The organism is Paeniglutamicibacter kerguelensis (assembly GCF_017876535.1).
Lineage (GTDB): Bacteria > Actinomycetota > Actinomycetes > Actinomycetales > Micrococcaceae > Paeniglutamicibacter > Paeniglutamicibacter kerguelensis.
The window spans coordinates 1,833,757-1,854,041 of sequence record NZ_JAGIOF010000001.1; the positions used below are offsets into that span (position 1 = coordinate 1,833,757).

Consider the following 20,285-nt stretch of genomic DNA (forward strand, 5'->3'; position numbering starts at 1 on the left):
TGGCCGGGCGGCAACGCAACCCTTGATGCAACGCCCGCTGGGGTGCCAGACTGCCGACATGGAAGTGGTCCCGAAAAAGGAGAAAGCCATGGGCGTCGAAGCAGTACGGCCGCTCTGCACCGTCAAGCCACGGACACCGTTGGTGTTGCCACCAGGATTGTCCGTTCAGCGGATGCGGCTCATACGCATGCTGTCCAGCAAGTGGGTCAACGGGACCGTGCTGCACTACTGGTTCCTCGACGGGCCCGCCGCCCAGCAGCAGGCCGTCCGGGACGCCTTTGCCGAATGGAAGGCGCTGGGCATCGGCCTGGTGTTCACCGAGGTGCAGGACCGCAGCGAGGCAGAGATCCGCATCGGCTTCGACCAGGCCGACGGCTCCTGGTCGTATGTCGGCCGCGACGTGCTGGGCGTTCCCGCCACCGAGCCGACCATGAACTTTGGCTGGGACCTGACCACCCCCTACGGCCACACCACGGCATTGCACGAAATCGGTCACACGTTGGGGCTTCCCCACGAGCACCAGAACCCGTTCGCCGGAATCGTCTGGGACGAGCAAAAGGTCTACGACTACTACGGTGGTTCCCCCAACTTTTGGTCCCGGGAACAAACCTTCTCAAATGTCTTGCGCAAGCTCGATCCCGCCGAGATCGAGGGTTCCACCTGGGATCCCGACTCGGTGATGGAGTACTGGTTCCCCGCCGGGCTGATCGTCGAGCCCGCGAAGTACCACGCCGGGCTTGAGCCCGCCGGCGGGCTCTCGGCCACCGACAAGGAGTGGATCTTGCGCTTCTACCCGAAGCTCAAGGCCACGAATCCGCAGCTGACCCCGTTTGTCTCCGTGCCGCTCTCCCTGGCCCCGGGCGGACAGGCGAACTTCAGCATTGTCCCGAGCGAAACGCGCAAGTACGACCTGGCGACCTTTGGATACGCCGACACTGTCGTGGTGCTCTTCGAGGAGGTCAAGGGCAAACTCCGCCATCTGGCGGCCAACGACAACAGCGGCTGGGAACGAAACGCAAAAGTCCGGGTGAAGCTGTTCAAGGGCAAGAAGTACGTCGCACGCGTACGGCTTACCTGGGCGGGGGCTTCGGGGCAGACCGCAATCATGCTCTGGTAGGACATGCCGGCTTGCTGCGGGTGGACCGTCGCCCGCGGCAAATGCCGCTTGAAACCCGCATTCCGCCATGGCCCTGACTCGGAATCCCGCATCCACGGCTTCACAAACCACACTTCCTCTGCAATCTGAATTGCACGCGAGGAATTCTGCAACCATAATTGCAATGTGCCCCACATAACACCCACTGAGCAGTCAGCCACCCCGCCCGGCGCAGACTGGCTGGATGACATCCTGAACAAGACGGCCCTGCCGAAGGCCCAAAACCGGGTGGCAGACGTCGTCATGCGCAATCCGCAACTGGCTTCCTATGCGGAAATCGCCGAAATCGCGTTGCACGCGGACGTCAACAACTCGACCGTGGTCCGGACCGCTCAGTCCCTGGGTTTCCAGGGCTGGCCGGACCTGCAGCGCGAACTGCGCTCGCGGTACCTGGCGAAGATCTCCAGCGAGGACACGCTGGTCCAGCACGGCGAACATCGCAACCCGCTTCTGGCCGCCCTCACCCGGGACATCGAAAACCTGCGCCTGACGCTCGAGACCAACACCTCCCACGACGTGGAAGCCACGATCGCCACGCTGGCGGCCGCACGATCGATCCTCGTGGTCGCCCACGGCTCGTACGCCGCACCGGCCGTGGTCATGGCCCACTTGGGAGCGACCATGGGCTACCCAATCTCCCTGGAAAGCCGCCATGGCGTCCACCTGGCAACCAGCACCAACACGCTGGGACCCGGTGACGTGATGGTTGTCGTCAACATCTGGCGCCCCATCGGGCAGCAGATCACCGCCGCCGAGGCCGCACACCGTGCGGGCGCCACCATCATCGGCATCAGCGACGCGCGTCGGGGTCGGTTGGCCGACATCGCCGAGCACCTGTTGGTGGTCCCCTCCGAGGGCATCGGCTATTTCCAGTCGGTCACCGCCACCACCTCCGTGGTGTACGGCCTGCTGGCGGGCATGCAGGCCGCCCATCCGGAACGCAGCCTCGCCACCCTCCGCCGTTCCCAGCAACTCTGGAAAGACCTCGATATCCACCTGGACTAGGGCACGCTCCTCCCAAAGCAACCCATGTCCCGAATCCCCATCCATCCAACCCCCTCCCTATCCCCAGGAGACACCATCTTGAATCCCACCGACACCACCCGGGCGGGTGCCGACGTCCACGCAGAGCTGGCCGCCGGCGTCGAGTCCTGGCGCGGCAAGGTCCATGACCTCGCCCGCGACATCCACGCCCACCCGGAGCTCTCCTTCGAGGAAGTCCGTGCCGCCGCCGGCATCACGGAACTGCTGCGCGAGGGCGGCTTCACGGTGGAAACCGGCACCTCGGGGCTGCCCACCGCCTTCACTGCCACCGCGGGCAGCGGCGAACTGACGGTTGCACTGTGCGTCGAGTACGACGCCCTGCCCAAGATCGGGCACGCCTGCGGACACAACCTGATCGCCGGCGCCTCCGTGGCCGCGGCGCTGGCGCTCGCCCCGCTGGCCGACAAGCTGGGCATCACGCTCAAGGCCATCGGAACCCCCGCGGAGGAGCACGGCGGCGGCAAGTCGCTGATGCTGGAGGCCGGCGCCTTTGACGGTGTCGGGTTGTCGCTGATGGTCCACCCGGTCCAGGACGGTGTCACATACAACCCCGCCGGAACCAGCGCCCAGGCCGTGGGACGCTACCGGGCCACGTTCACCGGCAAGGCGTCCCATGCTGCGGCCGCACCGCACCTGGGCGTGAACGCCGCCGATGCCGCGGTGCTCAGCCAAGTGGCAGTGGGCCTGCTGCGCCAGCAAATCCCGGGCGACCACCGGGTGGCGGCGTACGTTGCCGAGGCGGGCCACGCAACCAACATCATCCCCGAACTCGCCGTAGTGGAATTCGAATGCAGGGCCTTCACCATGCCCGCCTACGAGGCCTTGCTGGTCCGCGTGCGCCGCTGCTTCGAGGGTGCGGCGCTGGCCACCGGCACGACGCTGGAAATCGAACCGACGGAACCGCTGTACGAGCCGCTCCTGCAGGACGACGGCCTGGCGGCGAACTGGATCGCCGCCATGGAGGTCTTCGGCAAGGACACCACGCCGGCCGCCGGAATGAGCGGCGGGTCCACCGACATGGGCAACATTTCCCAAGTGATCCCCAGCCTGCATCCTTGGCTGAGCATCCCGGGCGCCGATGTCGGCATCCACTCCCACGCCTTTGCGGCCCTGGCCGACACCCCGGCGGCGTATGACGTCATGTTCGAGGCGGCCAAGGCGTTGGCCTGGACCACGGCCGACGCAGCCACGAACCCCACCCAACGCAGCCGCTTCATGGCGGCCGCCTACTCCCGCGACACCGAGGACTCCCGCGCATGAGCACCCGCACCGCACCGGCAATGGCCGGAATCAAACAAACCATGCCCATCGCCCTGCTGGCCCTTGTCATCGGCGTGGCCGTGCAGTTCATCGGCTCGGCCAAGTTCGACATCGGCATCGGTTCGATCGTCGTCTTCCCCATGGTCTGGGGCCTCATCCTAGGCCTGCTGGTGTCCATCCAGAAGTTCAAGCCGCTGGGTCTTGACCTGCAAAAGGTTGCCGCCGCCCTGGTGGGCGTCGCCGTGATGCTCCTGGTGGCACGGCTCGCCTTCAACATCGGGCCCAGCCTGCCCGTGTTGGTCAAGGCCGGCCCGGCACTGCTGCTGCAGGAAATCGGCCACCTGCTGGGAACCGTGTTCCTGGCCCTTCCGCTGGCCGTGCTGCTGCGCATGGGCAAGGCAACGGTCGGCGCCACCTTCTCCCTGGACCGCGAACCGTCGTTCGCCATGGTCTCGGAAAAGTACGGCCCGGACTCCGACCAGTACCGCGGTGTGCTGGCAATGTATGTCTTCGGCACGCTCTTTGGCGCCGTATTCATCACCCTGCTGACCTCGCTGGTGGCCAACTGGGGCGTCTTCAACCCGCTGGCCCTGGCCATGGGCGCCGGCGTGGGGTCCGGCTCCATGATGGCGGCCTCCGCGGCCAGCATCGTCGACGCCTACCCGGGCGATGAACAGGCCATCCTCGGCATGGCCGCCGTGTCCAACCTGATCACCACCATCCTGGGCGTGTATGTCGGCATCTACGTCTCGCTGCCGCTGGCCGACAGGTTCTACAAGTTGCTGACCCGCAAGCAGAAGACAGCCGCCCCGGTCGCGGCCGCGGCGGCCACCGCCGGAGCAGCACCGGCCATCACCGAGGATGCCGCCGAAGCCGAAGCCAACCGCGCCTTCCGCGACAAGGTCGCCGAGTCATCCGCCGAGGTCAAGTTGCCCCTGTGGCTGTCCCTGAGCGTGTTGACAGTGCTGGGCCTCGGCACCGCCTTTGTGGCGGCCAAGGGCGTGCACTGGAACATCGTGGGCGGCTATGCGGTCCTCATGGGCTTGGTCCTGCTGGGTCTGTTCCTGCAGAAGGTCTCCCGCAAGGTCTCATCCATCATCTGGATCACCACCATCGGCGCCTACGTCTCCAGCCCATGGTTCTTCGCCGCGAAGCCACTCACCGACCTCGTCTCGGCCGTCGACTTCCTGTCCATCGCCACCGTGATGCTCACGCTGGCCGGCCTGTCGCTGGGCAAGGACGTGCCGCTGCTGAAGACCATCGGCTGGAAAATCATCCCGGTGGGCCTCGTGGCGATCACCGCGTCCTTCCTGCTCTCGGTGGTCATTGCGGAATTCGCCCTCGGCTACTGGTGACAGGCCCCGGCCTTCGGGAGTGAACGGGCGATTGTTCCGGTAACCCCAGGCCTCCTGCCCAACGAGACTGCCCACGGCATGGCACCAGCCAAACCGTGGGCAGTTTCGTGTCCCGGCACGGGAACCGTCAATCGCCGGCAAAAAGAGCCGCCAGCGCGACATCGGCAGGACGAAACTATGCCTGGCGGCCGACCATGTAGTTGATCCAGATCGGCGCGAACGGGGAGGTGCACCCCGGGGGCGTCGGGTAGTCGGCCAGCACCTGCAATTTCTCGCCGATGGCCAGGGCACGTTCACGATGCTCCACGTGCGAAATGCCGATCTCCGCCAGGGTGTGGTTCATGGCCCACTGCAGGCGATCAGGGGCATTTTTCATGTCGGATTCGATGGTTTCCAGAAGCTGGGGCAAGTCCAGCAGCCCGGGATTCTTGGAGACCTGCGTTACCGTGAGTTCCCAGCCGGCGCTGGCGACGACGGGGTCCAGGTCGTCGAACCATCGCAGCCGCAACGCCTCGCAATGCGGGCTCTTCTTGACGACATAACTGACCAGCCACTCCTGGACCTTCGGAACCACTGCCTCGCGCAACATGGCATCGAGCTCTTCAAGTCCAAACGCCTTGGGCTTGCAGATCAACAAGGAGAGCAAGCGGGCGTCCGAGTCTCCGGTGTTCCACAAACCGATGGCCAGTTCCTGGTTGGTCTTGATCTGCTTGGCCAGCCCGCGAAGCTTGGTCAGGTTTACCGCATGGTCATTGCCATGCTTTTCGTTCACCGCAAGGATCCGCGGGTCATGCAGGCTTTCCAGTGCTGTCTGGATCTCCGCCACGCTGCTTGCGGGATTGATCGTCGTGTTGTCGGCCATGCTCACGCCTTCCTCGTTGTTTTCCATTCCTACCCTAGCCGGGGTTCCACAAGGCATGTTGCTCGATGCATTGCCTTGCCACAAATACTGATGGAAGGGTTCGGCATATGCCGCGAATTCGTCAATATAGGCCATGGCATGAGGAAGAAGCATGAATGAATCACTGTGAACCACGGATTCAGTCAGCTCTTTTCGTTTCAACCTGAACTTATGCATAGGGAGCCTGGATCTTGCCCGCGCGCAGGTGAATCAGTGATAGGGCAGTGCTGGTCGTCCGCCGGCCAGGCCAACATGTTCGGGGTCCCACGCGACGGAACCCAATCCCAACCCCCGTTCCCTTCCTTGGCGATGCAATCACCCACCTGAATCGAGCCTTCGACACGCTTCGGGACTTTGTGCACTGGCATGTGCCGTCCCGGTGGTGTCGACTGGGATAGGTGGCAGGTGCACCTCCTGCTCACAAAGTTGTTCGAGGCAGGTAGACAGAACGGAGCGGTAGCCATGGGAAACGTCAATCCCGAACCCGCAGGAGTCCACCTGACCCAGTCCCTTGAGCAACACCCCTGGCACCGCTACGTGGCGTTGGGCGATTCCTTCACGGTGGGATACGGCGATCCCGACCCGCTGAGTCCGGGCGGCTACCGCGGATGGGCGGACTACGTTGCCAGGGAACTCAGCCGCGGACAAGCCGACTTCTCCTATGCCAACCTGGCCATCCGTGGAGTCAAGGTCCGCCAGGTGGTTGAAAAGCAGCTGGCCCAGGCGATAAACCTCACCCCCGACTTGGTGACTTTTCAGGCTGGCGGGAACGACCTCATACGCCTAGACGCCGACCCCGACAAGCTTGCCGCGGCGGTCGAACCTGCCATAGAAGCATTATGCGCAACGGGGGCCACGGTGTTGATTTTTGTCGGCCCGGATTCCGGACCTCGCACCGTCTTGGGCCACGTCCGATCCAAGATCGCCCTTTTCAACGAGAGCCTCCGGGCCATCGCCACACGCAATGACGCAAAGGTGGCAGACTTGTGGGCGCTGAGGGATCTGTCCGATCCCCGCACGTGGGACCGGGACCGCCTGCATCTCTCCCCCATCGGACACCAAAAAGTTGCCGCGCTGGTCCTTGACAGCCTTAACGTTCCGCACTCCTTCGAGCCCTTCGAGTTCGATCCCCTACCGGCCCAAACCTGGCGCCAGACCAAGGCCGGGGACCTCATCTGGACCAAGGAATACCTCGTTCCGTGGGTGTTGCGCGGATTCACCAGACACATATCCGTTGCGGATCCCCCCGCCAAACGCCCATCCCCGGGACCTGTCCACGGCTACGGGTCGGCCTAGACGGGACAACGGCTGGCACTAGGCAGTCGGAGATTCGCGATTCAAGAGCCTTTGTCACCTCACCCGTCTGGCATTGGATACCCCGGCGGTCTTGGCACTGCATGCTGCCGCCCACGAGGCCACTATCGCTTCTCCTCCATGGTGTTGAGCCTGCTGTGCTTCCGGGAGTAGGTGAAGTACACAAGGAACCCGAGGGCCAGCCAAATGACGAACCGGATCCAGGTCTCGAGCGACAGATACAGCATCAGGTAGAAGCAGATGAGTGCCGAGGCGATCGGGAGTACAGGCACCCATGGCACCCTGAACGACCGCTTCAGGTCCGGTCTGGACTTGCGCAGGACGATGACGCCAATGGACACCAGGATGAAGGCGGCCAAGGTGCCGATGTTGACCAGCTCCGCCAGTGTCGACAGCGGAACGAAAGTCGCGAGGATCGTGATCGGGATGCCCGCAATGATGGTGAACCTGTAGGGCGTTCCGAAGCGCGGATGGGTCTTGGCCAGCGCCGCGGGCAACAGGTGATCGCGGGCCATGGCGAAGCCCACGCGCGTTTGGCCGAGGAACAGGATCATGCACACCACGATCAGCCCGATGCAGGCACCGATGGCGATGAGTTTTGCCATGATCGGCAGGCCCACGCTCACGAAGGCCGCGGCCAGCGGGGCACCGTCCTCGGGATCAATGTCCTGATAATTCTGCATTCCGGTGATGACCAACGACACCGCCATGTAGAGCAGGGTGACAATTGCCAGCGAACCGAAGATGCCGATCGGCAAGTTTCTTTGTGGGTTTCGGGTCTCTTCGGCCGTGGTGGCCACCACGTCGAAGCCAATGAAGGCGAAGAAGACCATTGCTGCCGCGGCGAAGACTCCACCGACGCCGTAGACGCTCGGTTCCAGCCCGAACAGGGTCTGGACCAGCGGTAGGTGCAGGGCACCGCCCGCGGATTCGGGAGCCGCCTCGGCGGGGGGAATGAACGGTGACCAATTTGCGACGTTGACAAAGAATGCTCCGACAATGATGACGGTAAGCACCACAAGCACCTTGATTCCAGTGACCACTTGGTTAATGCGGCTGGTGAGCTTCACCCCGGATATCAGCACGATCGTCAGGCCTATCACCAGCAGGCCTGCGGGCAGGTTGAGATAGCCTTCTTCCACCGTCGCAATCGCTGGGGGGATGGCAAAAGGAGTTCCCTCGAGGATAACGCCAAGATACTGGCTGAAGGATGTGGCAAGTGCCGCGGCGCCGACGGTGAACTCCAGGATCAGGTCCCACCCGATGATCCACGCGAGCAGTTCACCCATGGTGGCGTAGGTGTAGGTATAGGCGCTGCCGGCGGCCGGAACGCTCGAGGCAAGCTCGGCATAGCAGAGGGCGGCCAATCCGCAGCCGAGTCCGGCAATGAGGAAGGACAACGCGATGGCGGGCCCGGCATTCGATGCGGCAGCCTGGCCGGTGAGGACGAAGATACCGGCTCCAACGCTGACCCCTACGCCGAAAACGATGAGATCCAATGCACCAAGGTTTTTCTTGAGCTGGTGCTCTGGTTTCTCGGTGTCTTGCATCGTCTGCTCGATGCTTTTCGTCCGAAAAATTCCCGATGACATGATGCCTCCTCGTGTGGGAACGAAGCACGCAGTGCTGCACCTCACGATACGCCGGGGCCATCTGCTCCGGTAGAGCGCGATGGGCTTCATAGGGAACGTGGGCAACTCGTCGGTAGCGAGTTGCCCACGACAGGGTTATCCCATGTTGGCGCCGATGGCACCTGTGAAATACGGGATCAGCCAGATGCCCCAGACAATAAGGGAAAACTTGTGGAAGCTCTTCTTTTCGGCGTCGCGATTACGCAGCAGAACAATGATGGCCCACACCAGGTGAAGCACCATAAGTAGCAACGCCGCGGCTCCGGTGACGGCCATGATGGTATTGAGTCCCGCACCGACCCCAACGGCCTGGACTTCGCCGGATGCCGCGATTTGGGACATCAGGTAAGTTCCGCTGGCGTCGCAGATGAGTCCCAAGGCAAACAACCCCGCGTGCCACCACTTCAGAACTTTTTGGAGGTGTTCCGCCCACACGCCAATCGTGTAGAAGACCAGGGCGGATGTGATGAGAATGATCGCAGGCATAAGCATCCATTTAGCCTACCGACTAGGGGTTATCCGACGAATCATCCGAATGGAGGATGTTCGTTCGTATACGACAGGAATTTTCAGGCCGCCGATTGCGCAACGTTGAACGCTGATCTTCAGGGGAATCATAAAAATCATTGCCCCAATCCCTGAACCGCTCCATGGTATTTAGCCAACTGCTCAGGCAAGCGGAAGTTCACTGTTATATCTTGGTCTCGTTAACGGCCCAACAACTGTGCGCTCCGAGCTCAGCGGCGGTCCAGTTCATGGTTTTGGTTCCCGGTTTCGAACCAAGCCCGACCATGGCTGTAGCGGATCGCCTGTCCTCCTAGTCCGACGGGGCGCAGGTCAATGCGATCAAGTATTCCACCCAGCGGGGGCTTGGGCGGCTCCCAGCTCCACGCTCCGGTGCCCGGTACACGTTCATCGGCAAGTTCGCCCGGGCCAGGGTTGGTCTCGGCTTGCCCGTTCTTGAATTGGGCAGGCAATCCGGTAAAGGAATGTCCGGCGAAACCGATGAGCAGGCACCTATCGGCTTCGAGGTTCTCTGAGATTGGTTCGGCAGAATTCTCATCCCAAAACCACGTGGTTATAGCTTTTGAACGGAACTGCTCGGGAGTCAGGGAATTAACCTGGTCGATTCCGTGGGCCGGACAGTACGCAGCGGCGAGAACTCCATCGCCCTCAAGGAATTCCTCGTCTTCTGACGGGTCCGAACGGAAGAACTCCTCAATACAGGTACACCCCGGGGTGGCTTGAGCGTGTGCAAATGGAAGCATGCCGGCATCATGTTCCTTTGGGGACAACAATCCTTCAACAGGACCCAGCCCTGGCGAAACTTGCCAGAGCAGATTGCCGACGACCGTACGGGCGATCGCCCGCCAGCCGCAACGAACCCATTGAATAATCGCCAAAATGCTCAGGATCGCCGCAGCCGTAGCCAGGTAATCGGAGAACGACCCTCCCTCCAGCTCTTCGTAGGTATGCCCCAGCTCCGTGGACAGAACCCCGAAGGTTGCGATCCCCGCGATGGTTGCCGCAATGCTAAGACCTGTCGCCCAGAAGATGCTTTCTCTCGCGATGCTTCTCAGCGCTGCGCTGGCGGCCGGACCAACTTCAGCTGTCAAGCCCGTGCTTGATCGCTTGGCAAGCGTGCGGACGGCTCGAAGCTGCCTCACGGAGAACACAACCTGGAACAGAAACCAGAGCGTCGCCGCGATCGTCCCTGCCCACCAGATCGGGGCGCTGGCATATCCGTCCAAGGTGTGCGGTATGGCGGCATAGGCCAATACAAGCGGAGCCATACCCACGGATAACCGCCCAAAGGACCAACCGCCGATGGAAAACAGCACTGCCATGAGAATCCCGGAAAGACCTAACATGTCAACAAACCGGTACGGACCGTCCCACGCATCTTCTTCGACTGTCTCCCAGCCGCGGTCTGCAATGAAAGCCGCGACTGTCGTTGCGACGGCCAGTAGGCAGGCAACAACCAATTGGCGGGCCCTGGAGGGACGCAGCGGAAGCGCAGTCCATTCTTATTCACGCGGTCTGACCAGCGCGTACGTGTGATTCATGCTGCAACCAGGGCCTTCATGGAAACATTCTCGCATTCTAGAATCGTGTCTACCGAGTCTGCTTTGTCGAATGCAAATCACTATGGAGCCACCGCTAAGTATTGATGCGCAGGCTATCTGCCGGGTTCTCGCCTACCGCAATGGCTTGGGTGCCTGATGCGCGGTGATCTCACGAGCATGCGGGTTTGTTGAGACTGGCTCCTTGGATAATGGTCGAGGCTGTTACCCAGACCGAAGTTTAGGTTCATGGCTCATCGCAACGAGGTCGAGAGCCCGTTGCGATCGAAAGGAATACCGCGGACGGTGAGTGCAGCAGCGACCGAGACGGCAAGGAGCTCTAAGCTAGCCGAAAGCGCGACAGGCTCGGGAAAAAGACGACGAGTCCGCACAATTGCAAACACTCTTTGACTAGCCGTTCTGTCGCTGGGTATCGGTTGCCCTCGAAGCCAACCAGCCTGGCAAGGTAACTAGCAGTCCCGCAACGCCGATACCGTACATCAACCACAGAGCAGATTGCGGATTCGAGGTGAGGTTGTTTTCGTCAGCAACGATGCCCGCGTTGAACAAGGCAATGGCTCCGCATACCAGTGCGCTCAGGCTTACGCCAAAGGCCACCGCCCATGATGCTCTTCGTTTAGAACCCACGAAATACTCCCTTGCAGGATCAATCATCTTCTAGTTGCACAAATTCCATGCATGCTATTGATCCTTGCTTCAGTCCTTGCTCAGTTCAAGATTTGAGGAAGCCTTTGCAGATACCTCGACCCCGTGACAAACGTATTACCAGAACTTCCACACTGTGTTTGCCATAGTTCTGCTGTACCACGTTCCTATTCATGCATGTGCCTCGCCTTCTTGGCAGGGACCCAGTGGGTTGCGTCCGGCATGGCCAGGATCGCGAATGAACATTCAAGCATCATGCCCGTTCAAAACGGCCCGCCGCCAATCCGCACAGACCACCAGCGGGCATGCCCCACCATTTTGGAAAGCAGCCAAGCGGTTTAGCATTGGCCTCCGCGACCGGCTGCAGGAAGCGTAGGAACCCTAGGCCTGTCGATGGGTCCGTCGCGAGGCACGACGCTGCCACCAGTCGACCTCGACGCGGCAGTGAGTGGGTTCCACTCCGTGCGACGTCCGCAAAGGACGTCGGTGTTCTTTGGTTCTCTTTCACCCTCGTCGGGTGAGGACTTCCCCCACTGGAAGCGTTAGCTTGGAGAACATGCGATTGACCAGCCTCTCTCGCTTGCGAGACCTCGCTGAGGGCTCCCGCCGTCTAACGGACGGCCAGCGGAAGGAGAAGGGATGCCCGACTGTTTCCACCGGCGCACCGAACCCGTTCTCTCGGTCCTTTCGGCGCCTCCGTTTGCTGGGTACCGTCTTTCGGGCGGACGATGGCTGTCTCCGCGCCGAATTGGGAAGCCATCGGTGACGTGGTGCCGGAGGGCAGCCTAATGATCTGCTCGTTGAGCATCGGTGACTCGCGGTGTGGCCTGCTTGGCAAGTCGACCCGATCTAGAAGAAGAACATTCGGGGTCACCCGAATCGTCACAGGCGAGACGAGGTGCAGGGAATGAGCGAGCCTGCCGCGTCGCCGCCCAGTATCGATCCGGTCGCCGTAATTCGTTCCAAGCCTTACATCGCTGCGCTCGTGCTGGCAGCGGTTTTGGGGGTTCCCATCTCGGTCATTGCGTATGGTTTTCTCGCTTTGGTCGCGGCACTCCAGCGGTTCGTCTTCGTCGAGCTGCCGGGTCAAGTCCTCGGAGGTCCCGCTCCTGCATGGTGGCCGGTTCCGTGGTTGGTGCTGTGTGGGCTGTTGACGGCGTTGACCATCCGCTACCTGCCGGGAACCGGGGGCCACTCACCCGCTTTCGGATTCAAGATGGGCGGCGGTCCGCCCAGCGGTCGGGAACTCGTGGGCATCGTTCTCGCGGCGCTGACCACGCTCAGCCTGGGTGCGGTGCTCGGACCGGAGGGTCCGCTGGTCGCGATCGGTGGCGGCCTCGGGGCGTTGGCGGTGCACCTGGTGAAGAAGGACGCTCCGCCGATGGCCCCGACAATCATGGCGTCGGCTGGCAGCTTCGCAGCGGTCAGTACCCTGCTCGGGTCTCCCGTGCTCGGTGCATTCCTGATCATGGAGGCCGCCGGGATCGGGGGAATGACGCTAAGTCTGGTGGCCCTGCCCGGACTGCTCGCTTCTGGCGTCGGGGCACTGGTGTTCGTCGGCTTGGACGGCTGGACCGGGTTGGGCAGCTTCTCGCTGGCGCTGCCCGTGGTGCCTCCTGCGGTGCCGCCGACGCTGGCGGCTTTGGGCTGGGCGGTGGTCATGGGCGCGGTCGGCGCGCTGTTGGGATGGCTGATCCGCTGGGTCGCGCTGTCTCTTCGTCCTGTCGTGCATCTGAACCGGGTGTTGGTGACGTCTGCGCTGGGCTTACTGATCGGCCTTACTGCGATGGCGTACCAGTTGATCTCCGGGCAAAGCTTCACGCAGGTGTTGTTCTCGGGGCAGGACGAACTTCCGGAGCTGGTCGAACAGGCCGCCGACTACTCGCTTGCCGTGCTGGTCCTGCTGATCGCGTGCAAGACCTTGGTCTACGGGCTCTCGCTGAGCGCATTTCGTGGTGGGCCGGTGTTCCCGGCGATGTTCATCGGAGCGGCCCTCGGTATTGCTGCGAGTGGATTGCCCGGAATGGATCTCGCATCAGGGATCGGCATGGGCATGGGAGCCATGTGCGCGGCCATGCTGCGGCTGCCGTTGACGTCCACGCTGCTGGCCACGCTACTGCTGGGAGTGGACGGTGTGGCCGTGACACCCCAGGTGGTGGTGGCTGTGGCGGTGGCCTTCGTGATCACCACTGTGCTCCCGGTCCCGGGCCCGAGGGCGTCCGTGGCGCCTGACGATGTCGGCAGCGTCCAACATTGGGCTCCCTCGAGGGCCGACCATGCAACTGAGATCTCGAAGGTGAGCCGTTCGACCATACAGGGCCGGTGGATCGCCTGGTTGTTCATCATTGGCTCCAGCCTGTTCGCCTTGGGTGCGGTGCCGTTGTACGCCGAGGCCGTGGGATTGCGCTTGGGTGCAGCCACATTTTTCGTTGGTTCGCTGTTCTTCACCTCTGCGGCGTTCCTGCAGTACCGCGGAGCCGTCGAGGCGCTCCCGGCCGTGGGTGCCACGCGGCGCCATTCGTTTTGGGTATGGGCGCCGCATAATCTCGGTTGGCTCGCCGCCGCGGTTCAACTTGCCGGCACGCTGTGGTTCAACTGGAGTACGGCAAACGCATTGCAGCTCAATCTCAGTGCGGAGCTGGCCGAGCAGCGGGTGTGGCGACCCGATGCCCTGGGTTCAATCGCTTTCCTCATTGCAAGCGGTGTGGCGTTGCGAGATGCCGGTCGCGCCATTGCCGGCCGGCGATGGCATCGGACGTGGAAGATCGCGGTGATCAACGTGGCCGGCTCTGTTGCGTTCGGCATCTCAGCTGTCGCGGCCTTTGTCATACCGTCGAGCGGCGATGTCTGGAACGCCGAGCTGTCCAATCTCGGCACATTCGTGGGAGCCCTGTGCTTCCTCACCGGCGCGATTCTGATGCTGCGTCCAGAATCCACCGACGCCCCGGTTCCCGCGGACCGGGGAACGCATCCGTAACCCATTTTCAACAGTCCCTGAAGGAGAAATGATGTCAGAAAATTACCAGCCGACCGATGCCGACGCTGCGCTGTTCGGCAACCGATTCGTCACCCAAGAGGTTCCGACCCGGGAGTTCCCGGAGACCGGCATTCCTGCTGAGGACGCTTTCCGGCTCGTGTCGGAGGACCTGGCGCTGGAGGGTGATCCGGCCCGGAACCTGGCGACATTCGTGACGACATGGATGGAGCCGCAGGCCCAGCGGATCATCGCCACGAACCTGCACCGCAATTTCATCGACCACGCCGAATATCCCCGCACGGCCGAGATCGAGCAACGCTGCATTCGGATGCTCGCCGATCTCTTCCACGCGCCCGGCGAGACGACGGGAGCCCGAACCCAGGGATCGTCCGAGGCGATCATGCTCGGCGGCCTGTCGCTGAAGTGGAACTGGCGCAAGCGTCGCGAGGCCGCCGGCGCGTCGACGTCGAGGCCAAACCTGGTGTTCGGCGGCGACGTGCATGTCGTGTGGGAGAAATTCTGCCGCTACTTCGACGTGGAGCCGCGGATCGTGCCCCTGCAGCCGGGAAAGTACACGATCGGCCCGGCCGACGTGCAGCCCCATGTCGATGAGAACACCATCGGTGTCGCAGCTGTGCTGGGTACGACGTTCACCGGGCACAAGGACGACATTGTCGGCATCAACGACCTACTGCTACGGATCAAGCATGAGCGGGGCCTTGATGTGCCGTTGCACGTGGACGCAGCCAGTGGGGGGTTCGTCTGGCCCTTCCTCTACCCGGACTCCAAATGGGACTTCCGACTCGAGCAGGTCCGCTCGATCAATGTCTCCGGGCACAAGTTCGGACTGGTCTATCCCGGCATCGGCTGGCTGATCTTCCGGGAAAAGGCCGACCTGGCCAAGGACCTCGTCTTCGAGGAGAACTACCTCGGCAAGACCGACTCGACCTTCACCCTGAACTTCTCCACCGGCTCGTCGATGGTTCTCGCCCAGTACTACAACTTCGTGCGCTATGGTCGCGCCGGTTACACCTACATCATGCAGAACATGCAGACCAACGCCCGCGTCCTCGCCGAGAAGCTGGACGCCATGGGCCTGTTCGAGATCATCGGCCGCAACGAGGAGCAGCTTCCCCTGGTCGCGTTCCGGCTCGCCGACGACACCAACTACGACGAGTTCGACATTGCCTGGCAGCTCGCGGCCGAGCGCGGCTGGATGGTGCCGGCATACACCATGCCGCCGAACGCCCAAGAAGTGACGATCATGCGGGCCCTGGCCAAGGAAACGCTGAGCCGCGAGCACGTCGACACGCTCGCCCGAGACATCGAAGAGGCGTGCTCCACGCTGGCGAAGAAGGGCGGCGCGCATGAATCCGAACGAAACAAGATCATCACCGGACCCGGCCATTGACCCAGTGCAACGGTGAAACACCGGGCCCGACGCAACCGGCGGGAACCGACATCACATCTACAGTGCTCCCCGGCCTGGCGGTGGAACCGGTCGAGGTTCCGTAACATCTGGGGCGGTCGCCGTAGTCCACCTGGATCCGACAACAGGTTATCGGCCGGCTCCGCCACCACCTTGTCCGGGTGCGGGAACAGTACCGGCAACAGGTCCCTGTCGCAACAAGATCCGGCCGAAGCGGCACGCTGTCACCATTCTCGAAATTTGTGCCAGAACCAATCGTAGTTAACAAGAGCACCGCAGGATTCTCGATTCGACCCGTTCTTGAAATACTTTGTTTCCGAGAATGGCCACCGTGCGCTGTGACCGCTAATTTCGATCGGCAAACACCCACAACGCAGTATGGGTCCGACTCTATTTGGAGCCGGACCCATACTGCGTTTAGCGGTGGATGTGAGATTCCAAGGTACTTGGCACTTTTCCAACTACTTGTCACCCCCAATCCATGCGGATCTTGCCGAACTTGAATCCCCCGGAGGTTCCAAACTAGTTGGCAACTTTTCTGGAAGCGGTGCCCACGCAGTATGAACTGTCCCGGGTTCGTTGCCGCTAATTTTCCCAAAAACAGTGGCATCAAATCCGGGACTGTTCACGGGGCCGCTTGGCGACTTTGCACTCGCCCTGACTGAACTCCACATATGGATGGACTTTGCCACTCAGGGGTTGTCCAGTCAAAGGATGGCTTTGTTGAGACGGGACGGTGGGGACCTGGCCGGCGGCTTTGCCCGCGTCTCCTGGAAGGGGCCCGGATCCCACCGTCGTTTGCCCTGCCTGCACGGAATTTCCGAAGTGGCCTGCACTGCTTCTGCCGGCGCCACTGATGCGACTCCGGATCACCGTCCCAGTGCCATGGAAGGGAACACTACTGGACTACGGCTCGAAGTGTCTCCCAAAACCTACTTTGGACATTCCAGGTCTTGGTTCAAGAAGCCGTCACGTACGGAGCAGGCAGCTGGAAATTTCAGCCTTGAATTGGAAATCCCATGAGCCGAAGATGGGACCTACCAACGAAGAGAACGGAAGTAAGTGCCATGCGCGGAAGCTACATTGTATGGACAATTGTGGGTGTTCTTGTGGCCATTGCCTTGGTGATCTGGATCGTTTCCGCGATCTAGGCCCCCTTCCCCAATCGGATACGAAAAACCCGGCCACAGCGAGAGATCATCTCTGGATAGGCCCGGCATTCCGCTTTCCTTCCATGGCGGGAATCGACGACTACCGTCACCTTTGCAAGTCCCGAGTGCGGCTCACCGCAAGGTCCACCTTGCGGCGAGCCGATGAACGGGATTGTGTCTAGGTTCCCCTAGATGCCCGTGCCTTGAAGCGGTGATTGCAGGCATTTCAGCCTTGTCCTTGCCCTCACGAATAGCCGAACATAGCATTGCGGCAGGGAAGAAATCCCTCGCAACCGACTTCCGGCCGGTGGCGAATCAAGGCCACAGAAGGACGCAACAATGGCAACAGGAACGGTCAAATGGTTCAATTCCGAGAAGGGCTTCGGCTTCATCGCACCCGACGATGGATCTGCGGATGTTTTCGCCCACTACTCGGCAATAGCCGCCAGCGGGTACCGCTCCCTGGAAGAGAACCAGAAGGTCCAGTTTGATACCGTCCCGGGACCCAAGGGACCGCAGGCAGAAAACATCCGCCCCGTGTAACCAGCGGTCTCGGTCCGTACCCTGACGGCGCACTGCATCCCGGTTCGTGAATCCGAAGCGGAACCAGCCGGTCCCTGCGTTTTGTCCCGGCGACCCGACCATGGTTTGAATACGGCGAAAGGCTTCAGCGGCACGAAACCGCTGAAGCCTTTCGATGCAACCGAGGTTGTCACCCACCGCGTTATCCATGCGGTGAGCGTCTACGACGCTAGCGGCGGTAGTTCGGGTAGTCGGGGTACCGGTAGCCGGGCGTCCAGTAGGGAACGTATCCGTAGTACTCCAAGATGCTGCCGTATGTGTCGCGTTCCCGGACCAGACTGGGGTCGTAGAGTGGCGAGCCGGTGATGTGGCTGCGGGTCTGGTCGATCCGAACTTCGCCTGCGGTGATGGCGGTGATGGCGTCGACCGGGATATACGTCTTCTCCCGGCCGATGCCCAGGAATCCTCCCGAGGCGACTTCGATGAACCGGACCTTGTGCTCGGTGGCATCGACAAGCAGGTCGCTGACCTTGCCGAGGTCCTCGCCGTCCTTGTCCTTCACGTGCCGGTCGCGGATGTCCTCCTCCCCGTTGGCGACCGTTTCGCCGCTGTCGCTGAGCCGGATCAGCATGCCGGTGTCTGGTGTCTCCATGATTGTTCTCCTTGCCGTCTGTGGGGACGAAGATGATCAGGTGCGGGCAGCGCCCGGCTCGGAGATCTGCTCGACCAGGTCCCCGATGCGGTCCCCGGGAAGGGTCCGTGCCGCGTCGGCCTGGGTGGGCATGCCGACCGGAGTGTGGCCGCCGATCGCCGGCAGCCGGCGGACCCTGTGCTCCTTCATGGTAGCAAATGCTTCGCTGACAGCACTTGCGGTCAGCCCGGTCTTTTACGGCTGAATGAACCCCTGTTGCAAGGAACCCGGGGCGAACTTCCTGAAAGCCATTTCCCAGTAGCCGAGACCCTGCGGAGGACCACTTTGTCGCCAGCCAACGAGTACACGGCATTGGCTGGCCACGTCGAGGCAACTGCCCTAAAAACTCGGCCCTCCGACCCTCAGTCCTTCCGCAGGCAGCGACTCTCGGACTGCGGAAGAACCCATTCCCGGACCGCCAACAAGTTCCTCATAGAATCCCAGGTGGTTGGCGACCATGGCATCCGCGCTAAACAGCTCCTCGGCCGACACCCGGCAAGCTCGCCGGTCCAGCGCCTCGGCCGCCGATAACGCCTGCGCCAGCCCCTGCAGCCCGGTGCGCAGATACCCGGTGATTCCATCCCTGACTATCTCCGGTGCCGAACCACGGCGAGTCGAGAGCATCGGCGTCCCTGTGGCCAGGGCCTCGATCATGATCATCCCGAATGGCTCCGACCACTGAATCGGGTTCAACAGGGCCACGGCCCCACCCAACAGGATGTATTTGTCCGTTGTGTTCAGCTCCCCGACATACTCGACCTGCGGGCCCAGTAGCGGCTTAATCACCGCGGAAAAGTACTCGTGTTCCTCGCGACTGTGCATTTTTGCGGCAATCCGAAGCGGCACTTGGGCCAGCAAAGCGACCCCGATGGCCTGGAATAATCCCTTGCTCGGATGCATCCGGCCCAGGAAACAGGCATAGCCCCCGTCGCCCGTTCCGGTCGGGACCGTGGAGGTGTCGATGCCGTGGTGGATGACCCGATCGACCACGGACGCAGGCGCGGTGCTGGCTTGGTGGTGGGAGATGGCGATCACCGAGGCGTCGCGGGCGATGTCCCGATAGACCTCGCCCAACTTGGCGTCGAAAGGCCCGTGCGCCGTCACCACCACGGGCGTGTTGCCGGGCCGGTGCCGGTACAGCGCCCCGGCGAGGGTGTGGTCGTGAATGAGATCGACATCCCCCATGCTCCCGTAGGCGAGGATGCTGTGCCGAAGTTCGTCCACGCAGGACCCCGGTGAACCGGGATCCCCCACGGGCAGTCCCGCAATCTTATCCACGGGACAGGTGCTGTCGGCGGACGCCGCCAACAACACCTCGTGGCCCGCGGCAGCCAGTCCCCGCGCCAGCGTGTCAACGGTGGCCTCGATGCCGCCATCGGCAGGCGGCGGCACGGGGATCCACGGAGGGGCCACCAGTCCGATGCGCATCCTAGTCCTCCCCTCTCAGGCCTGGGCCGGATACGCGGTTCACACGTATCCCAGGACCTCGCACCAAGCAATGGGTGCAACAGGCCGGCGTCCCGTGGGCGAAATCAATATCGTCCCCGGGATCCTTCCCGCCTCGGGTGATCAGAACATCCATCATGGGTTCCTTCGTCCTTTGAGATGTCAAAACGAATGGTGGTTGGTTTCGGACATCGGTCGGCAATCCAAGCCAACCGGGTCGCAGGAATTGATGGTCGGCCTCGGGCTGCAGCCCGAAGTCAACCGTTTTTCACCTTCCGTTACCCTTTTCACTAAGGAACGATTCTTCCGGCCAAACCCAATGGAAAGCGTGGGTCCTGTGCCCGTCTGCTTATTTCCGCTTGATGCACCCCGACCACCATGTCGACATTGCCGCTCCAGGACGCTGAGCATGATGCACGGTCAGCCCTGCACCTCCTATGCCGCTTCCAGGAACTCGAGCCGGAATACTGGGGCGGTGTTTGTGTCCGTCATGTGCACAACGTCGTACCAGGGTCCGCCCATGCTTTGGCCATGCCCGCGTCCCTGCATCCATAGGGAAACCCGTTACATACCAGTGTTTGTGAATCATTCCATGGCTCAGGAAATCTATCGGATTTAATGACAGATTTCGGCTATGACGAATCTCCAACTCCAAGTGTCCCCTCTACGGCCGGGGTGA

At 62.1% G+C, this 20,285-nt stretch carries 16 protein-coding genes; 8 read left to right on the forward strand and 8 right to left on the reverse strand.

All coding sequences use genetic code 11. The features are described from left to right. Positions 1-88: 88 nt before the first annotated feature. From JOF47_RS08360 to JOF47_RS08375, 4 genes are all read left to right on the forward strand, one after another. Positions 89-1,117 carry a M12 family metallopeptidase gene (locus JOF47_RS08360; protein WP_209997148.1) on the forward strand — a complete coding sequence of 343 codons (1,029 nt, stop codon included), beginning with the start codon at positions 89-91 and terminating at the stop codon, positions 1,115-1,117. 165 nt (positions 1,118-1,282) lie between these two features. After that, positions 1,283-2,161, forward strand: coding sequence for a MurR/RpiR family transcriptional regulator (locus JOF47_RS08365; protein ID WP_209997149.1), 879 nt, complete (start codon positions 1,283-1,285; stop codon positions 2,159-2,161). Between the two features lie 78 nt (positions 2,162-2,239). After that, positions 2,240-3,460: an amidohydrolase gene (locus JOF47_RS08370; RefSeq protein WP_245356308.1), complete on the forward strand. Its 1,221-nt coding sequence runs from the start codon at positions 2,240-2,242 to the stop codon at positions 3,458-3,460. Then, positions 3,457-4,815, forward strand: coding sequence for a DUF3100 domain-containing protein (locus tag JOF47_RS08375; protein ID WP_209997151.1), 1,359 nt, complete (start codon positions 3,457-3,459; stop codon positions 4,813-4,815). Before JOF47_RS08370 ends, JOF47_RS08375 begins: the two co-directional genes overlap by 4 nt. Before the next feature lie 175 nt (positions 4,816-4,990). On the opposite strand, the gene JOF47_RS08380 is transcribed toward JOF47_RS08375, so the two are convergent. Further along, positions 4,991-5,704 (reverse strand): DNA alkylation repair protein, encoded by a 714-nt coding sequence (locus tag JOF47_RS08380; protein ID WP_245356309.1) that lies wholly within the window; start codon positions 5,702-5,704, stop codon positions 4,991-4,993. 474 nt (positions 5,705-6,178) lie between these two features. Between JOF47_RS08380 and JOF47_RS08385 the strand changes: the two genes are divergently transcribed. Next, positions 6,179-7,012 carry an SGNH/GDSL hydrolase family protein gene (locus JOF47_RS08385; RefSeq protein WP_209997152.1) on the forward strand — a complete coding sequence of 278 codons (834 nt, stop codon included), beginning with the start codon at positions 6,179-6,181 and terminating at the stop codon, positions 7,010-7,012. A gap of 122 nt (positions 7,013-7,134) precedes the next feature. On the opposite strand, the gene JOF47_RS08390 is transcribed toward JOF47_RS08385, so the two are convergent. From JOF47_RS08390 to JOF47_RS08405, 4 genes are all read right to left on the reverse strand, one after another. Then, positions 7,135-8,622, reverse strand: coding sequence for an amino acid permease (locus tag JOF47_RS08390; protein WP_209997153.1), 1,488 nt, complete (start codon positions 8,620-8,622; stop codon positions 7,135-7,137). A 135-nt stretch (positions 8,623-8,757) separates the two neighbouring features. Then, positions 8,758-9,153, reverse strand: a complete 396-nt coding sequence (locus JOF47_RS08395; protein ID WP_209997154.1) for an HsmA family protein — start codon at positions 9,151-9,153, stop codon at positions 8,758-8,760. A gap of 245 nt (positions 9,154-9,398) precedes the next feature. Then, complete coding sequence (locus tag JOF47_RS08400) at positions 9,399-10,532, reverse strand: hypothetical protein (protein ID WP_209997155.1); 1,134 nt, start codon at positions 10,530-10,532, stop codon at positions 9,399-9,401. Positions 10,533-11,135: 603 nt separating this feature from the next. Further along, a complete protein-coding gene (locus JOF47_RS08405; protein ID WP_209997156.1) occupies positions 11,136-11,399 on the reverse strand; it encodes a hypothetical protein in 264 nt (87 codons plus the stop codon). Between the two features lie 898 nt (positions 11,400-12,297). Between JOF47_RS08405 and JOF47_RS21845 the strand changes: the two genes are divergently transcribed. The 3 genes from JOF47_RS21845 (at position 12,298) to JOF47_RS08425 (ending at position 17,490) form a co-directional block, all read left to right on the forward strand. Next, the gene (locus tag JOF47_RS21845; RefSeq protein ID WP_245356310.1) at positions 12,298-14,367 is read left to right on the forward strand and encodes a chloride channel protein; all 2,070 of its coding nucleotides are present in this window, start codon (positions 12,298-12,300) and stop codon (positions 14,365-14,367) included. A gap of 28 nt (positions 14,368-14,395) precedes the next feature. After that, positions 14,396-15,778 (forward strand): glutamate decarboxylase, encoded by a 1,383-nt coding sequence (gene gad, locus JOF47_RS08420; protein WP_245356311.1) that lies wholly within the window; start codon positions 14,396-14,398, stop codon positions 15,776-15,778. A 1,508-nt stretch (positions 15,779-17,286) separates the two neighbouring features. Then, complete coding sequence (locus JOF47_RS08425; protein ID WP_209997157.1) at positions 17,287-17,490, forward strand: cold-shock protein; 204 nt, start codon at positions 17,287-17,289, stop codon at positions 17,488-17,490. 208 nt (positions 17,491-17,698) lie between these two features. On the opposite strand, the gene JOF47_RS08430 is transcribed toward JOF47_RS08425, so the two are convergent. The 3 genes from JOF47_RS08430 to JOF47_RS08440 form a co-directional block, all read right to left on the reverse strand. After that, positions 17,699-18,121 (reverse strand): PRC-barrel domain-containing protein, encoded by a 423-nt coding sequence (locus JOF47_RS08430; protein WP_209997158.1) that lies wholly within the window; start codon positions 18,119-18,121, stop codon positions 17,699-17,701. A 36-nt stretch (positions 18,122-18,157) separates the two neighbouring features. Continuing rightward, positions 18,158-18,310 (reverse strand): CBS domain-containing protein, encoded by a 153-nt coding sequence (locus JOF47_RS08435; RefSeq protein WP_209997159.1) that lies wholly within the window; start codon positions 18,308-18,310, stop codon positions 18,158-18,160. A 189-nt stretch (positions 18,311-18,499) separates the two neighbouring features. Beyond that, complete coding sequence (locus tag JOF47_RS08440; RefSeq protein ID WP_209997160.1) at positions 18,500-19,588, reverse strand: glycosyltransferase; 1,089 nt, start codon at positions 19,586-19,588, stop codon at positions 18,500-18,502. Between the last annotated feature and the right edge of the window lie 697 nt (positions 19,589-20,285).

Excerpts from the sequence above, each read along its gene's own strand:
- JOF47_RS08360 (WP_209997148.1), top strand. The coding sequence starts at position 89 with ATGGGCGTCGAAGCAGTACGGCCGCTCTGCACCGTCAAGCCACGGACA.
- JOF47_RS08375 (WP_209997151.1), top strand. The coding sequence starts at position 3,457 with ATGAGCACCCGCACCGCACCGGCAATGGCCGGAATCAAACAAACCATG.
- JOF47_RS08380 (WP_245356309.1), bottom strand. The coding sequence starts at position 5,704 with ATGGAAAACAACGAGGAAGGCGTGAGCATGGCCGACAACACGACGATC.
- JOF47_RS08385 (WP_209997152.1), top strand. The coding sequence starts at position 6,179 with ATGGGAAACGTCAATCCCGAACCCGCAGGAGTCCACCTGACCCAGTCC.
- JOF47_RS08390 (WP_209997153.1), bottom strand. The coding sequence starts at position 8,622 with ATGTCATCGGGAATTTTTCGGACGAAAAGCATCGAGCAGACGATGCAA.
- JOF47_RS08395 (WP_209997154.1), bottom strand. The coding sequence starts at position 9,153 with ATGCTTATGCCTGCGATCATTCTCATCACATCCGCCCTGGTCTTCTAC.
- JOF47_RS08400 (WP_209997155.1), bottom strand. The coding sequence starts at position 10,532 with ATGTTAGGTCTTTCCGGGATTCTCATGGCAGTGCTGTTTTCCATCGGC.
- JOF47_RS08405 (WP_209997156.1), bottom strand. The coding sequence starts at position 11,399 with ATGATTGATCCTGCAAGGGAGTATTTCGTGGGTTCTAAACGAAGAGCA.
- JOF47_RS21845 (WP_245356310.1), top strand. The coding sequence starts at position 12,298 with ATGAGCGAGCCTGCCGCGTCGCCGCCCAGTATCGATCCGGTCGCCGTA.
- gad (WP_245356311.1), top strand. The coding sequence starts at position 14,396 with ATGATGTCAGAAAATTACCAGCCGACCGATGCCGACGCTGCGCTGTTC.
- JOF47_RS08425 (WP_209997157.1), top strand. The coding sequence starts at position 17,287 with ATGGCAACAGGAACGGTCAAATGGTTCAATTCCGAGAAGGGCTTCGGC.
- JOF47_RS08430 (WP_209997158.1), bottom strand. The coding sequence starts at position 18,121 with ATGGAGACACCAGACACCGGCATGCTGATCCGGCTCAGCGACAGCGGC.
- JOF47_RS08435 (WP_209997159.1), bottom strand. The coding sequence starts at position 18,310 with ATGAAGGAGCACAGGGTCCGCCGGCTGCCGGCGATCGGCGGCCACACT.
- JOF47_RS08440 (WP_209997160.1), bottom strand. The coding sequence starts at position 19,588 with ATGCGCATCGGACTGGTGGCCCCTCCGTGGATCCCCGTGCCGCCGCCT.